The sequence below is a fragment of the Mucilaginibacter sp. P1_D10 genome (assembly GCF_056406215.1).
This window is the reverse complement of record NZ_JBFUAP010000017.1, coordinates 20640-35312: the sequence shown is the minus strand read 5'-3', so window position 1 is coordinate 35312 and position 14673 is coordinate 20640. Positions and strand designations below refer to the sequence as shown.

The following is a 14673-nucleotide window of genomic DNA, read 5'->3' as shown; positions in this document are numbered from 1 at the left end:
TTAAGATAAGATCAGTTAAATTTAGTTGAGAGGTTGGCAGCGCAAGGCATGCCGACCTTTTTTAATTTTGGGGGAGGTCCTTCTGCATCACGATGTAGTCGATACCGTTCTTGTGGAACACTTCGCCAACCGCAGTAAAGCCGAATTTATTGTAGAACCCGATGGCCGTTAACCGGGCGTTGCACCATAGGCGGCGGCCATCATCCTGCCTGGCAAACCCGGTTATATAATCTAATAGCTGCGCCCCCACGCCTTTGCCCTGCGCCTCTGGCACTACGGCAAACTTGCGAAATTGCCAGCCATCTGCACGTTTAAATAACGATACTACCGCCACCAGCGCATTATCGGCAAAAGCGCCGAAATGGTAACCTTGGTTATCTTCGTCCATCTCCATATCGCGCAGGTGTTGGTCGGGGTACAAAACATCGCGCCTGAGGCGCCAGGTAAGCTGCGGGGTTATTTGTTCTATCGAAAGCATCATTAAGGTAAAAGCCGGATTTAAAGCATAAAGGTATAAAGTTTTGGCAGCGCAGACCGGGCATCAATCAATTTTCGCTGGTAAGCTTAACGCCATCTTTTATGGCCGTTTCGAGTACATCGATATTGATATCCTTTAGTTTTTTGAACTTGATGCAATAGCCGGTTACGCTGGCTTTGCCCAATTCCCGGCCATAGGTTTGGGCAAGGTACGTTTTATCTTTAATGCCAAGGATGTACACCGAAATCCCGGTGGTGTTGGCGCTCAATCCAATCTGGTAAAACTCCCGCGTTGTGCCGTCGGCATAGTTGATGGTGTAAGATCCGTATCCTATGTTTGGGTTGCTCACTATTTTACCTTCGCTGTCCTTACCATCCAGGAACCACAATTTACATCCCGGTAATGCCTCCAATACATGCGCATGCAAAGTTTGCATCTCGCTGCGTTTTGCTTCGGGTTGACTGGCGATATACGCTGCTATTTGCTCTTGTGTATTCATATGATATATGGATTATGGTTTGCTGATTGTTTTTTTAAATCTCGTTTTATTTTTAAATATATGCTAATCAAGCCTCACCTAAATCCTCTCCAAAGGAGAGAACTTTTAGCCCCTCTACTTTGGAGAGGGGTTGGGGTGAGGCCATGAAGCGCATTATCATAGGATGGACGTATTTTCAGTTCTTTATATTATTTTGCAGCATCATGCAGCAAAAGCCTCGTTCGTTTGTATTTCCCCCGCAGTTGATCAATTGGTTGATGTTCGTCTCCATATGCCTTATCTGGGGCAGCTCATTCATTCTGATGAAACTGGGTTTGTATGACGATGCGCGCCAACCCCTGCTTACAGCCTCGCAGGTAGCTGCCATTCGCCTCATCAGTGCCGGGATAGTACTTACGCCGGTATTGCTAAGGCACCGCAGCAAGATACCCTTCAAGCTTTCCGGCTGGCTACTATTCTCGGGCTTTTTCGGTAGTTTTTTGCCGGCCTTTTTGTTCTGCATCGCCGAAACCAGGATAGATAGCGCATTGGCCGGTACGCTCAATTCGCTCACGCCCATTTTTGCCATCATCTTCGGGTTCTTGTTTTTCGGCAACAAAATACCCCTGAGCCAGGTGTTGGGCATCATCATCGGTTTCGGGGGTATCGTGCTTTTATATGTGGTGCAAAAGCATGCCGGGTACGGGCAAATCAGCTATGCGGGGCTTGTGATATTGGCCACGGTATTTTACGCTCTGAATATTATTATGGTGAAACGGCACCTCGGCGGCGTTAGCCCTATTGTTATCACCTCTTTTAGCCTTATTGCCGTGGGCCTGCCTTCGTTGGTTATATTGTGGCAAACGGGTTTCTTTGGTTTACCGCTGCACGAGTATAAGTATATAAAAGCCTGCCTGGCGGTTTGCACCCTGGGTATGCTGGGCACGGCCCTTGCATGGATGCTGTTTTACGCACTGGTGCAGCGTACCAGCGTGCTGTTCACCTCTACGGCAAGTTATGGCGTGCCATTCGTAGCTTTCGGCTGGGGCTGGTACTACGGCGAAACCATTACCCTTGGGCAAATTGGTTGCCTGCTCATCATTTTGGGTGGGGTGTACCTCACCCGAATCGATTTTAGCAGATTCCGCAAAAAAAACCTTGCCTGATTACTTGTTGAAAGGTACCTCGTTTATCCAGTGGAACCCGCGCGATTTAAGCAAAAACTTATCCAGCGGGAATTTAGCCAGCCTGATGTGCAACGAGTCGCTTTTAAACGCCCCGGTCATCACCAGCGTGTCCTTCATTAACCTGTAGGTGAAATGCGCCTTGTTGATGGTATCGACGTAGGTGTTCATCACAATGGTATGTTTGGCGGTGTCTATCACAAAATCGTACCGCTTAACGCTATCGTTCATGAACCTAACCCTGGCACCGCCCGGGTAGCTGATGGTTAGTTTGTTCCAGCGGCTGGTATCGGTTGTGAGGGGAGCGAGGGTGTCTCTATTACGCACGAAGCTCTGCACGTTATATATGCCGTATAAAGGTGGTTTTTTGGCCTTGTCGCCGTATTTGCTCGTGGCCTGCACATCGCTGATGAAGTTGCCGGCTACGGTATAGATAATCAGTACGTATTTGATTACGCCTAGCGTGATGTTCTTCCATTTCTTTTTATACTGATGGGCCCCCAGGTTTGCCGGTTGGGCGGGTTTGTTGAGGAAGAAGAAATCGATAAGGCGCAGCGCATCTTTGCTCAGCAAAAAGATGCTCATGAATACCAGCATAGTTGCCAGTAGCTTTACGGGCACATCGAAACAATAGTTGATGGCCATGATGTTGCCTGCCACAACCAGGCCAACTATGGCACCCAGCGTAGCCGTTTTGCGGAAGAACAGCAGCAGCCCGCAGAAGAGCTCTGCAAAGCCGGTAAAGTAATTGAAGCCCGTGGAGTAACCCATATACGTCCACGCCAGGCCCATGGGCGACATAGTGCCCAGCGGCTGTAGCAGCTTATCGGGCGAGGGGCCGGGGAACTGCAATTTAATAACCTTCACCGCACCATAGGTAATCATGGTGATGCCCACGTAGTAACGCACGATAACCGTGAGCCAGTAGAAGAGGTTGTTGTAATTGCGGGCCTTCCGGTCTATAACCGACCATACCAATGCGCTAAGCGCAGCCATAAAAAAGATGAAAAGCAAGATGATATAATCATAAGTAGTATCGCCGCTGCCGCCGGTAAACTGGGTTATCGGCTTATCCAGGTGCAGTATGTGCGCGCCTATCCATACCACCAGCCAGTGGAAGGGCTCGATGTAATATTCGTAAACCCTGTCTACCTGTGGCAACACGCCATTAGGATTGAGGAAAACATACAAGACAAAAAATACCACGAAGAAGCGGCAGGCAATTTTCCGCGGGGCGGACCAGTACATGGGTTCGGCAGCGTTAGTCATAGGGTGTGAAATAGGTAGCCGTAAGATAAGGAAAATATTTTGAATTGAGGGAGGGTTGGTGGGGTGAATCAGATAGTGGGGGGGGGATACTTGCTTGTTTGAAAACTTTTAAATGCGCGAAGGGAACGTGCGATTCCCCTCTTGAGAGGGGTGGAGGGGTGTGTTTGCACGCCATACATGGTGCCATTGAATAGTGGCGAACACACCCCTCCCACCACGCAATCCACCGCACCCCCTCTCGAGAGGGGAGTCAAAACCATGTCTCGAACACCTTCGTTTCAAACCCATCGCTACTAAGATATCACCCTCTTCAATTCCGCCACTCCAATTGCTCCAATATCCTCACCCTTCAAAACCAATATCACAGCTTCTTTATCCTTCCGCAGTTGCAGCCGACCTTTAAACAAGTGCGTTTCTGCCGATGCCAGGAAGCGTTTGAGGGCACCCGGGGTTTCTTTACGGCAGGCAAGTTCGGTAGCGCCATCGCTTATAACGAGGCGTAACTTTTTATCGGATGGCTGCACCAATAGCCAAACGTTGCCGGATAGTTGTTGCTTAAACATAAAGTGATGTTTTGATGCTTTGAAAATACAAAAAAAACGGAGTCATTGCCATATAACGTAGCCGAAACTATTTGACCCAACCGTTGTTGTGCAAGCATACCCTCATATGCCATGAAGCCCATATTTTTTACGGTAGGAGAAAACCTGCAGGTGATGATTATCCCAAACACCGTGGCGCATTTAGATGGTCATGAAGTAATTACACGTACCTACAATGTTTACCGTAACATGGGATTGGAGGATGCCGGCTCTATAGATAAAAAAGAAAGCGAACTGCTCCTGACCAAAAAAACGAGCCCGGATTATATGGGTTTCATTACATTTGAAGCACCCGGTAAACTGTTTACCTACTCTGCCGACGGCGGGCAGGTGCTGACATCGGTAAATGTGCAACAGGTTATTGATAACATCACCGATTACCGCGACAATCCCGGTTTGTGGAAGAAATAATCATTTAGCCATTTATGTACGCCATTGCTTAACTTTGGGTATAGCATCAACAAAATGGATTGCCAGCCAAAAATAAGACCAGAATGGGTGCCCGAAGCTTACAAAGAGCAGCCGCTCTCCACCGTTAATGCCGCACCCGCAAATCCCTCCGTTTACAGCAACCCTTTCGTTAAAAAGGCGGGTAAGAAAAACCTAAAGGCAAAGAAACGCTGAGTTAAGCCGCCCACGTGTGACGTGCATCATTTCCCGGAGTGCCTTAAGTCATTAATAATCACCTGTTCATCATCTACTTTTGAATAAAAAAACAAGACGATGAACCAGCTAAAATCAGTAATCTATTCTATCCTAATAATTGCCTCCATGGCAATTACTGCCCGTGGCCAGCAACACCAAATGGCGCCGCAGCAAATTATGATTGACGGCAAAGGCGGCATATACAGCCACGATGGTACCAAGCTGGGTTATATCGATAAAGACAATGTAGCCCGCAACAACGCCGGGAACAGAATTTATGCAATCGATAAAAATGGCAACATAGTTGATGCCAACGGCAAAAACCTGGGCAAGGCCGGCAAAAACGGGGTGTACTATAGCGTAGCCGGTGAAACCATACTCACCCTTAAAGACCTTGATGCTGAAAAGTGCGCCATTTTAGACCCTAAGGGTCATAACTATGGCACCGTGCATAAAAACTATAAACAACACGCCTGTGCTGCCCACTGCTTCTTTTTAGAGAAAAAAGCAAAAAAATAAGACTGTTTTGATGTGATGTGTTAACAAAGGCGAAGGCCCACGGTTGAGGTGACCGGGGCCTTCTTTGTTGTGTGGCATATTGGCAAGGCTTCCGCTTGCACCTGCACGTGTTGCCGCTTACCTTTACGCTGTGGATACAAGCAAATGGATAACCCGCAACAGACCTAAGATTGACAGGATAGCCTGCCCATGGCTAATTAAACGGTTTATTAACCCCGAAGCTGAGATTATTTATGTGCCCGTTGATGAAGTACTGGCGAAAGCCGAAGAGTTGAACGCCATTCCTTTCGATTTGCCGGGGATAGAATACAGCCATTACGACGATCGCTGCACTTTTGATTATTTCCTGAAGAAACATAACCTTAAGGATATTGCCTTGCACCGCATAGCGGCAATCGTGCGCGGCGCGGATACCGACAGGTTCGACTTTGCGCCGCAGGCCGCTGGTTTATCGGCCTTGTTCCTGGGCCTATCCGAAAACATTACCGACGACCATGAACTGCTTGCCCTCGGCATGACCATTTACGATGGCTTATATACCTGGGCAAAAGACCTCCATCAGCAAAAGCATATCCAAACCCCGGCCGAGCACCTGTTGCTGGAAGTTTATCATAAATACCTGCAAAAAAGCAAAGCCAAAAAAGCGCCAGAATGGGCCACCGAATTAAAAGAGCTGATACAGGATCAACTGGACACCAATATGTCGTTCAGTTTGCAACAGGCATCTGATGAGTTGGAAATCAATCCGTCGTACCTCTCCCGCGAGTTTTCTAAATATTTCGAAAACATGTCCTTTGGTGAGTATGTGCGCAAGCTGCGGATAGAAAAAGCCATGCAGCTGATGGCGACAACCGCCTACCCACTTACCGAAATCGCCTACCTCACCGGTTTTTCTGACCAGAGCCATTTTAACCGCATCTTTAAGAAACAAACCGGGCAAACACCATCTGCCTATAAAAAAAGCCTCCAAAAAAGTAAAAAGGATACAAGTAGTTAAATACGTACAATTTCGCATGCCTGTATCGCTTTAATATTGCTTCCTGACAGTAATAGCCTGATGCAAAAGATTAACTGATGGATGCGCAACCCCAAAAAGCAAAACCGGCCTATTCTTTAGCCGATATTACCAAATACTTTTTAAAATTGGGCACCTGGGGTTTCGGCGGCCCGGTGGCATTGGTTGGCTATATGCAGCGCGACCTGGTGGAAGCCAAAGGCTGGCTTACCGACGAAGAATATAAAGAAGGGCTTGCCCTGGCGCAACTGGCCCCCGGCCCGCTAGCCGCACAACTGGGGATATACATTGGCTTTGTACACTATGGCCTTATTGGCGCCACGCTTACGGGGCTGGCCTTCGTTATTCCGTCGTTTATGATGGTGGTGCTGTTGGGTATGGCCTATAAGCTTTATGGCGGGCTTACCTGGATGCAGGCCGTGTTCTATGGCGTTGGCGCGGCCGTAATAGGTATCATTGCCATGAGTGCTTATAAACTCACCGTCAAATCTATCAGCAAGTTTCAGCCGGCAGCCATAAAGGATAAATGGTTGCTTTGGCTGTTTTATGCTGCGGGCATTGCCGTTACGGTAATTACCCAGCGCGAAGAAATTGCTTTGTTTGTGGCTTGCGGCTTGTTGTACATGCTTTTAAAAGCACCGCCCAAATGGCTTAAAAAGCCTGCCGTTTTACCCGCCGGGATATTGATAAGCACCGGTTTTTGGAAGTACGATAGCAGCACCCTGCAGCAAATAGCCTGGTTTTTTGCCAAAGCCGGCACCTTTGTATTTGGCAGCGGACTGGCCATTGTGCCCTTTTTGCATGCCGGCGTAGTTACCGAGTTTGGCTGGCTGAACGAACACCAGTTTGTAGATTCCGTAGCAGTAGCCATGATAACCCCCGGGCCGGTTGTTATTACTGTCGGTTTTATCGGTTACCTGGTGGCCGGTTTCCCGGGGGCCTGCGTTGCGGCATTGGCGACTTTTTTGCCCTGTTACTTATTTACTGTAGCGCTGGCACCATCCTTCAAAAAAATAGCCAAAAATACCAGTATCAAGGCTTTTGTAGATGGCATTACTGCGGCGGTGATAGGCGCATTGGTGGGTTCGGTAATTATTATCGCGCGGCGGAGTGTTATTGATATACCTACTGCGTTAATCGCAGTTGCCGCCGTGCTGGCCCTTATTTATATCAAAAAAATACAGGAGCCTTATATCATAGCTGCGGCTGCCGTTATCGGGCTCATTATAAAATCTTTATAAAAACATATGAACAAACTTTTTACGCCTACCAAAATTGCCTTTTTGTTAGTGATGCTTACCACCGGCGCATTCAAAGCCAATGCCCAGCAAACACCTGCCTACCCGCGCGTGGCGGGCTACTTCAGCGTAGTGCAACCCATTGGCAACTGGAACAAGGATGGCTTTACCAGCAATTTCTCGGGGGCTTATACCATCGGTTTCCCATTCGGCATCAATATTTTAAAAAGCGATAAATTCGGCATCAGTTTCGAGGTAGCGCCCAGCATCCGTACCGAAAAAAATGTATCGAAAGTAAGCAGTGTGCTATTCCATCCCGGGGCCATGTTCCGCTTTCAGCATGGGTTTACGTTCATTGGCCGTATGGCCTTCGAAACCAGCGGGCGCTTCGGCTTTACGCCGGTGTTTAACCAGCGCATCATTAAAGGCAAAGATGCTGCTATGTTCCTATCTGTACCTATCCCGGTAAGGTTTGGTAATGGAGTGCCGGCGTCAATTGGGACGGGGCTGCAGGTGGGGGTGTCGTTTTAGGGGTGTCTGATAGCTACCCCGTAAAATGATTTAATGATTGCCAGTATTTGTCCTTATAAATCTCGAAACCAATATTCAATTTCCCTGAATATTTCTGCTCTATGGTGTGCATCACCTTTGCGGGTTTGCGGAAATCGTTGCAAGCAAAGTAGATTTCCCTGCTATTATCTGCGGTTTGCCTGCCGATATTCAAGTAGCCGTCGATATCTTTCAGCTCGCTCATCATATCATCTTCAATTTGGTTTAGCAATTGGTAAGTAGCATTATCGGGCATGCCGTTGTTTTTTTGCCCGTTGTATTTTATTCGCACATGGAGTATCCATGGGTGCGATGCTTTGCTGTCCCACCTCAGCAGTGCCATATTGATAATTGCAACAAGCGGGTTACCATTTCCCAATTTCGCCTCAAGGGCCGAATACTCGTCGTTCTCAGTATTACGACGAAGGCCTTCATATTTTTCAACGAACTCTTTTTCGCGCCATATCAAATAAGGCTTAAGTTTCTCTATTGGTATCAGGTCTCTTTCCGCATCACTTTTCCCCATTACCCTCAAACTATCTACCATAGTAGCGAAGTTGAGCTCTCCCAACAGGTTATCTAAAAAAATAAAGGTGCCGTTAGTTATATTGGTTTTGTTGCTTTCGGTAAAATCGGTATGAATTACTTTAATTTCTATCTCGTCGGGGTAATCGCTTAGCTCCTCGGCATAAAAAAATAAATTCTCGGAAGAGAACTTGTACCCTGCCATAGAGATAGCCACATCTTTGATATCCAAAGCCGGTTTCAACGCTGTAAATTTCCATCCTTCAAGTTGAGGTGCAGCGGCAACAAGTTCTTCTACAAAAACGATGTTTTTTATCGCGCCATCCGCCGTTAATATCAAATCGACGGTATTATCATCAAGCATCCCGGTTAAAAAAAAGAAGCCATCTTTTACTTCGGCTAGTTTGGGCGATAGTTTATCAAAGAAATCCGATTCGATAGATTTGCCATTTTTTACGGCGGTAAAAAAAGCCTTTTCGTTTGTCGCAAACCAGTTCCAAAAATCGTCGTACGATTTTATAGGCTGCTCTTTTTTACCTAATAATCTTTTAAAGAAGCTCATTTTGCAAATTGATAAGGAATACCCAAATATAATGGATTGGAGGAAAGTGGCAACAAACAAAAAAACCAGGAGCGCTTTCCACGTCCTGGTTTTTTCTGTCTTGATTTCTGAACTCGAATTTTATGGAATTAAAGGAATTTTTAGAATTAGAATGCAATTCTGTCAATTTAAAAAATTCCTTAAAACGGCGCAGCCCTCTTGAGTGCCATTGAAATCAATTAAACACGAAAAATTCGAGTTCAGACAAACCTACTCTATATTAAACTTCACTCCATTCAACCTTGCTGGCGTGCCGGCGAATACCAGGTAAAGGTCCTGCTTGCCGTCGGCACCATTAATGGGGACCTTCAGGCTGTTGAGGCCCACGAAGCTGCCGGTAAAGCTGCCTACTACTTTACCGTCTGCTGCGCCCTGGCGAATCTCTACCGTGCCCGGAGGGTCGGTGCCGCGGCCGCGGGGGAGGAGTTTCAGTTCGATGTTCTTGATATCCGTCAGGTCGATCTTGTTGAATTCCAGGTACGCGCCCGGTTTTTTCACCACTACGATGGTGCTGTCGCGGTTATAGTCCATGTCTTTCGCGCCGTTGGCTTGCGATGGGGAAAGCAGCGAACCACGCAACACCAGCAGGTTCTCGGTAGTTAACGCTGTAGCCGTGGCGGTACCCTTATCGGTATACGCCGCGCGGAAGATGTAGCTGCCGTTATCGTTTTCGCCTTTGGGTACCGAGGTTACGTAAGTTCCCGTAACCGGCATGGATTTTTGAGTTTTTTGCGGCGTACCGAGGCTCATGATATAGCGCACAATGCTACCCAACTCGTTGTTAGTTAGGGCAGGGTGGGCAGGCATCTCCGCATGGCCCCAGGTGCCCGAACCACCGGTTTTTATCTTATTACTTAGCGTAGCAACAGCCGAGGGGTTGTTCTTGTATTTTTTAGCTACCGCTATGAAGGATGGACCAAGCACCTTATCTTTTACCGAGTGGCAGGATTTACAATCGCTTTTGGCAATAAGCGCCATGCCCGCCGCAAACCTTGCGGTAGCATCAACACCCTGCTGCCTTTGGGCAATAGCGGTCATGTTATACCCTTCTGACAAGTAATTGGCACTCACCGATACCAGCGAAGCCGGGATGCGCCTGTTGCTGAGGCTGCCGTCTTCCTTGTCGCTCACGTTTATTTTGTAGGCGATGGTTTTACCGGGGAAGAAAAAGCTGCTGTTACCCTGCGTTAGGGTAACGGCAACCACAGGCGGCTCGTTGCCGGCTTTTATGGTAAGCGAGGTGCTGTTTTTTGCGCCCTTAAGGTCGGTAACGGTAAGCGTGGCTTTGTAAACGCCCGGTGTGGTAAAGGTTACCGATGGGTTTTGGTCCTTAAGTGTTTTGAACGGTTTGCCGCCTTTGGTAACCGTCCACTGGTAGGTAAGCACGTCGTCGTCGTCAAAATCTTTGGTACCTGCGGACGACAGGGCCACCTTCAAAGGCAGTGCGCCCGCGCTTTTATCGGCCCTGGCCTGCACCTGCGGCTTGCGGTTGCCGCCGTTGAATTCTATGCGGATAAGCTCTGCTTCAGGGTTATTCTTGAAATAGCCGTTGCCGTACTCAAGCACGTACAGGTCGCCATCGGGGCCGAATTTCATATCTATCGGGCCATACAAGTGCAGGTTCGGTAAAAAGCGCTCCATGGATTTATACGCGCCGTCCTCGCCGATCTCTACCACGTTTATCCAGCCGCGCACCCAATCGGTAATGAGCCATTTGCCCTCATAATAATCGGGGAAGGGGCGTTTGGCGCCTTTGAAATCAGCTGCACGGAAAATGGGGCCGCCAACCGCGCTGTTGCCGCCGGTTTCCATCAGCGGGAATTGAGCGCTCAGGCCCTTGGCATACCATATAAAAGCAGGCGTTGCGGGTGGCAAGAAAATCATGCCTGTATTGTTTGGCGAGTGATTTTCGGGCTTTAGGGCATCGAAGAAATCGCCCGACTGGTGCGTTGCGAAATCGTACTTGCGGTACGCTTTGTTATCGCCCACGAAGTAGGGCCAGCCGTAGTTGCCCGGCTTTTTGGCCTGGTTAAATTCATCGTACGATTGCGGGCCGCGCTTATCAAAATCGTCCTTGGAACCATCTGGGCCCACTTCGCCCCAGTACAGCCAGCCTGTTTTGCTGTCGATAGTTAAGCGCCATGGGTTGCGGTTGCCCATGGTGTATATTTCGGGCTTGGTTTGCGGGGTGCCGGGGGCAAACAGGTTGCCCTGGGGTATGGTGTAAGTGCCATCGGCCTCTGGGTGTATGCGCAGTATCTTTCCGCGCAAATCGTTGGTGTTGCCTGATGATTTCTGCGAATCCTCTGGCGACATGCCCGGCCGCTCGTCCAGCGGACTAAAGCCATCGCTGGCCCGGCTGAAGGTGTTATCGCCCGTGCTCAGGTACAGGTTCTTGTCTTTATCGAAGAGCATGCCGCCGCCCACGTGGCAGCATTCCTCGCGCTGGGTGGGTACATCAAGCACGGTTTTTTTGGTATCGCGCAGGATGTCTTTACCCAGCCAGGTGTAGCGTTCCAGCGTGTTTTTGGCCACATCGCCGGCGGGGGCGTAGTACACGTATATCCAGTTGTTGGTATCGTAATCGGGATCAAGGATGATGCCCTGCATGCCGTCTTCGCCCTCGCTTACTTCTCCCTTTTTGTTGACGTATTTGGTGCTCACGGCAAACTCGGCAATCACCGTAATTTTATTGGTTTTGGGGTCGTACACCTTTATTTTGCCTTTGCGTTCGGCGTAGATAACGCGCCCGTCCTTCAGTATCTGGAACTGCATGGGCTCTTCTACACCCTGCGCCAGCACCACTTTGGTGAAGCGGTTATCCTCGGGTTTTTTTGGCGATTGCGCATACGTAGCAGTGGCGCATACCGCCAGCAATAAAAAGGCAGGCAATGCCCTAAAAAGGTTTTTAGGCTTAAACATGAGCTTTTGTGAGATAATTAGCTGAGTAATAAATGATGTAGCCAAAATAGCTATTTTCCCGATAAATTTAGGCAATATTTTTATTTAGTGAAATTTACTAAATAAAAAATAGAAAGCGGACTTTCTGGTGGGCGTAATGTTTATTTAACTACAAGGACACAGGGACTTGCTGGCATTTGATCATGGTTGGGTTGTACATAGTTTTTGAATGGTTAAAGGATATTGACTATATTTAGAGCAGCCATTAACCTTAATCTACAGATGAGCAAATACCTTATCGGTCCTAAAACGCTTCGCCGCTTTTTAATCATAGCAGTCTCCCTATTTATCGCCCATAACGGTCGCGCACAGGATATGAGTGATCAAACCTACCGCCATAAAATGCGCCTGATCGATAGCCTTTCATTTTATAAAATGGATAAGTACGATACGATTTATAAGGTTTCGACGGTATATAAAACAAACGGCAACGAATACAAAAACGACTATAGCGGGTGGACCAAAAATCCTAATGACGAGCATGTGCTGTTGTTATGCACAGACGGAAAGGAGACTAAAATTGATAGGAAAGATATAACAAGTATGAAGCCCTTGCCGGTGGACGACGTTACAATCGGAGGTTTTTTAAATCCGGCTGACGGAAACCGTGGCTTTTTTTTGGGCTCTTTCGGAAAGGATTACCTGCTCGAATTATGGCTATATAAAAAAGGACAATTTAAATATTCAAAACAGTTGGCGGTAAAAAACAATCGCGATGCCGACGACAAACAAATAAGGGACGATTTCGGGATTATTTATTACGATGAGATGCTATCTGCAATGTCCGTGGAAAGGGATTACAAGGAAGCCATCGTATTTGGGGAGCATCTTTCAGGAAAGGCTTTTAATGGCTATGAGTATCAGCAGGAAGCTATCGCGTTAACCCGCCAGTTAAAAGATTACAGCGAAGATTTCAAAACCTTTCGCCTTCCCGATTCAACAGAGTGGAGCGGTTTAAAACAGAAATTGGATAGGAGGGGGCAAGTACTTTATCTTGCTGAACGACTAAGGCTTTTAAATTGTATTCAGTCGGGCCAACCCGGGGGAATAAGCTATGATATGCCTCAGTTCGCCATTTCCATGCCGGAAGCGTTTAGCAACGGTGTTTCTTATTGGGAGCCAACAACCCGGTATCGCGTTGTTAACCCTTATGTTGAACTGATAGCAATGAAGTTAAGTCCTGCGGAAATTGAGCCGCTTTTGCCCTATTTGCTCACCGAAACATATATCCCATCTTATACCTATTTCAGGGACTTCAGGCCGGAGAGGACCGTACATAAGCTTACCTGGGTGGTTCATGACCTGATTTTTGAAATCACCAACCAACGCTTTTTTACATTCAAGTATTTTGAATCGGCAAGCCCGGCGCAGAAAAAGGCCGAGGTAGAAAAAATAAGAAAATGGTGCGTTGAAAATGCTTCGCTATCAAATCAAGACCTTACCATCAAAACCTTAAAAACTGCCACCACCTGGACGGATTTTAATAAAGCAATGTGGGCGGCAAGAGAAGCTAAGTATGCCGCCTTGTTACCCATAATGGTTGAGAGGTTCAATAGTTTCCCCGGCGGCTCCTGGCCCAACACCAACAAAGGTATCATGGCCCAAACGATGTTTGAGCTTGGCGATGAAAAATACATTGCTGCTGTAAAGCAATGGAGCAGAGACACCACAGATAGGTGGGTAAACCTTTGGGCCTCTTTGTTTTTGTTAAAGCACGACAAAAACAGTTATGAACCGGCGATGGCCGAACTTGAATTGGTACTGAAACATTGCGATGGAACTTCTTATTACCCGTACGCGATGGATTTGTTATTAAGCATGAATGATAAGCGGGCGTTTAAGCTGGCGGAGGGCATATTGGCGAAACCCCAATTTCAAAGGTTTCTGATGTTTGGCGATTATTATATCAACTTTATCAAAAAGCTATTGGCCCTAAAAAGCGATTACACTTTTAATTATATCCAAAGTAAATTAGTTCCGTTTTCAGCAGAAGATATTAAAACCCTAAGAAAAGCCACCGATGGAGTATCTTTTGCACTGGAAAGCGACACATTTGTGTCTGTAGTGGATGCATTAAAAGACACCAAACACGATTACTATTCCCAAAACACTATCAAGGCAAAGGCTGATTATAAAAAAGCGCTGAAGCAATGGTTTGGTATCCAATATAAACTCCTGAAGGAGGGGAAGCCAAACCAGTTGCATCTGGATATTGTAAAAGCATATGCACCGGTAAGTTTTGTAGATAGCCCGAATTGATAACTTCTCCCGCTGCTTTAGGGGTATTTGAGTCGCCGCCTCCGCAAGTGCCCCACCTGTGGCCCACATGCAGAGCCGCTGAGCAAATCCGGCACATAAAGCCGCTTTGCAAACCGCATACCTATCCTGCCGATGATTGCTTCGTGCCTCGCAATGACGAGGTGGAGAGAGCTGCGTAGTTTTGGAGTACCCAACAACAAACAGTACCCGCGTTGTCTAAACCCGATAGCAGCGGAAAGCCCGCACGCAGTGTGGCTTGCAGCGGATAGCGGGACAGAAACCACCCTAAGTACCACTGCAATTGCTTTTCAAAATTGTCTAAATCGGGATTAAAACCGCGTATTTCAGAA

Annotated in this window: 14 protein-coding genes; 8 read left to right on the top strand and 6 right to left on the bottom strand. The window is 47.5% G+C overall.

Annotation, left to right across the window (positions count from 1 at the left end):
• Positions 1-61 precede the first annotated feature (61 nt).
• Positions 62-481, bottom strand: coding sequence for a GNAT family N-acetyltransferase (locus AC1DYT_RS22025; protein WP_477471672.1), 420 nt, complete (start codon positions 479-481; stop codon positions 62-64).
• A 64-nt stretch (positions 482-545) separates the two neighbouring features.
• Positions 546-977 (bottom strand): DUF1801 domain-containing protein, encoded by a 432-nt coding sequence (locus tag AC1DYT_RS22020; protein ID WP_477471671.1) that lies wholly within the window; start codon positions 975-977, stop codon positions 546-548.
• A 203-nt stretch (positions 978-1180) separates the two neighbouring features.
• On the opposite strand from AC1DYT_RS22020, the gene AC1DYT_RS22015 reads away from it, so the two are divergent.
• Positions 1181-2122 (top strand): DMT family transporter, encoded by a 942-nt coding sequence (locus AC1DYT_RS22015; protein WP_477471670.1) that lies wholly within the window; start codon positions 1181-1183, stop codon positions 2120-2122.
• On the opposite strand, the gene AC1DYT_RS22010 is transcribed toward AC1DYT_RS22015, so the two are convergent.
• Complete coding sequence (locus tag AC1DYT_RS22010) at positions 2123-3409, bottom strand: hypothetical protein (protein WP_477471669.1); 1287 nt, start codon at positions 3407-3409, stop codon at positions 2123-2125.
• A 293-nt stretch (positions 3410-3702) separates the two neighbouring features.
• The gene (locus AC1DYT_RS22005; protein WP_477471668.1) at positions 3703-3972 is read right to left on the bottom strand and encodes a hypothetical protein; all 270 of its coding nucleotides are present in this window, start codon (positions 3970-3972) and stop codon (positions 3703-3705) included.
• 111 nt (positions 3973-4083) lie between these two features.
• Between AC1DYT_RS22005 and AC1DYT_RS22000 the strand changes: the two genes are divergently transcribed.
• The 6 genes from AC1DYT_RS22000 (at position 4084) to AC1DYT_RS21975 (ending at position 7959) form a co-directional block, all read left to right on the top strand.
• Positions 4084-4422 carry a hypothetical protein gene (locus AC1DYT_RS22000; protein WP_477471667.1) on the top strand — a complete coding sequence of 113 codons (339 nt, stop codon included), beginning with the start codon at positions 4084-4086 and terminating at the stop codon, positions 4420-4422.
• Between the two features lie 54 nt (positions 4423-4476).
• Positions 4477-4635, top strand: a complete 159-nt coding sequence (locus AC1DYT_RS21995) for a hypothetical protein (protein ID WP_477471666.1) — start codon at positions 4477-4479, stop codon at positions 4633-4635.
• Positions 4636-4734: 99 nt separating this feature from the next.
• Complete coding sequence (locus AC1DYT_RS21990) at positions 4735-5175, top strand: 5-fold beta-flower protein (protein ID WP_477471665.1); 441 nt, start codon at positions 4735-4737, stop codon at positions 5173-5175.
• Between the two features lie 130 nt (positions 5176-5305).
• On the top strand, positions 5306-6172 hold the full coding sequence (locus AC1DYT_RS21985; RefSeq protein WP_477471664.1) for a chromate resistance protein ChrB domain-containing protein: 867 nt from the start codon (positions 5306-5308) through the stop codon (positions 6170-6172).
• A 77-nt stretch (positions 6173-6249) separates the two neighbouring features.
• The gene (locus AC1DYT_RS21980) at positions 6250-7431 is read left to right on the top strand and encodes a chromate transporter (protein ID WP_477471663.1); all 1182 of its coding nucleotides are present in this window, start codon (positions 6250-6252) and stop codon (positions 7429-7431) included.
• Positions 7432-7437: 6 nt separating this feature from the next.
• Positions 7438-7959 (top strand): hypothetical protein, encoded by a 522-nt coding sequence (locus AC1DYT_RS21975; protein ID WP_477471662.1) that lies wholly within the window; start codon positions 7438-7440, stop codon positions 7957-7959.
• 13 nt (positions 7960-7972) lie between these two features.
• Here AC1DYT_RS21975 and AC1DYT_RS21970 read toward each other — a convergent pair whose 3' ends face one another.
• Complete coding sequence (locus AC1DYT_RS21970) at positions 7973-9064, bottom strand: DUF695 domain-containing protein (RefSeq protein WP_477471661.1); 1092 nt, start codon at positions 9062-9064, stop codon at positions 7973-7975.
• A gap of 249 nt (positions 9065-9313) precedes the next feature.
• Positions 9314-12025: a PQQ-dependent sugar dehydrogenase gene (locus AC1DYT_RS21965; RefSeq protein ID WP_477471660.1), complete on the bottom strand. Its 2712-nt coding sequence runs from the start codon at positions 12023-12025 to the stop codon at positions 9314-9316.
• 261 nt (positions 12026-12286) lie between these two features.
• On the opposite strand from AC1DYT_RS21965, the gene AC1DYT_RS21960 reads away from it, so the two are divergent.
• Entirely contained in the window at positions 12287-14323 is a 2037-nt protein-coding gene (locus AC1DYT_RS21960) for a hypothetical protein (protein ID WP_477471659.1), read from the top strand.
• Positions 14324-14673: the final 350 nt, after the last annotated feature.

Bases quoted from the DNA above. Each gene is read 5' to 3' on its own strand.
- AC1DYT_RS22025 (WP_477471672.1), bottom strand. From the start codon at position 481: ATGATGCTTTCGATAGAACAAATAACCCCGCAGCTTACCTGGCGCCTC.
- AC1DYT_RS22020 (WP_477471671.1), bottom strand. From the start codon at position 977: ATGAATACACAAGAGCAAATAGCAGCGTATATCGCCAGTCAACCCGAA.
- AC1DYT_RS22015 (WP_477471670.1), top strand. From the start codon at position 1,181: ATGCAGCAAAAGCCTCGTTCGTTTGTATTTCCCCCGCAGTTGATCAAT.
- AC1DYT_RS22010 (WP_477471669.1), bottom strand. From the start codon at position 3,409: ATGACTAACGCTGCCGAACCCATGTACTGGTCCGCCCCGCGGAAAATT.
- AC1DYT_RS22005 (WP_477471668.1), bottom strand. From the start codon at position 3,972: ATGTTTAAGCAACAACTATCCGGCAACGTTTGGCTATTGGTGCAGCCA.
- AC1DYT_RS22000 (WP_477471667.1), top strand. From the start codon at position 4,084: ATGAAGCCCATATTTTTTACGGTAGGAGAAAACCTGCAGGTGATGATT.
- AC1DYT_RS21995 (WP_477471666.1), top strand. From the start codon at position 4,477: ATGGATTGCCAGCCAAAAATAAGACCAGAATGGGTGCCCGAAGCTTAC.
- AC1DYT_RS21990 (WP_477471665.1), top strand. From the start codon at position 4,735: ATGAACCAGCTAAAATCAGTAATCTATTCTATCCTAATAATTGCCTCC.
- AC1DYT_RS21980 (WP_477471663.1), top strand. From the start codon at position 6,250: ATGGATGCGCAACCCCAAAAAGCAAAACCGGCCTATTCTTTAGCCGAT.
- AC1DYT_RS21975 (WP_477471662.1), top strand. From the start codon at position 7,438: ATGAACAAACTTTTTACGCCTACCAAAATTGCCTTTTTGTTAGTGATG.
- AC1DYT_RS21970 (WP_477471661.1), bottom strand. From the start codon at position 9,064: ATGAGCTTCTTTAAAAGATTATTAGGTAAAAAAGAGCAGCCTATAAAA.
- AC1DYT_RS21965 (WP_477471660.1), bottom strand. From the start codon at position 12,025: ATGTTTAAGCCTAAAAACCTTTTTAGGGCATTGCCTGCCTTTTTATTG.
- AC1DYT_RS21960 (WP_477471659.1), top strand. From the start codon at position 12,287: ATGAGCAAATACCTTATCGGTCCTAAAACGCTTCGCCGCTTTTTAATC.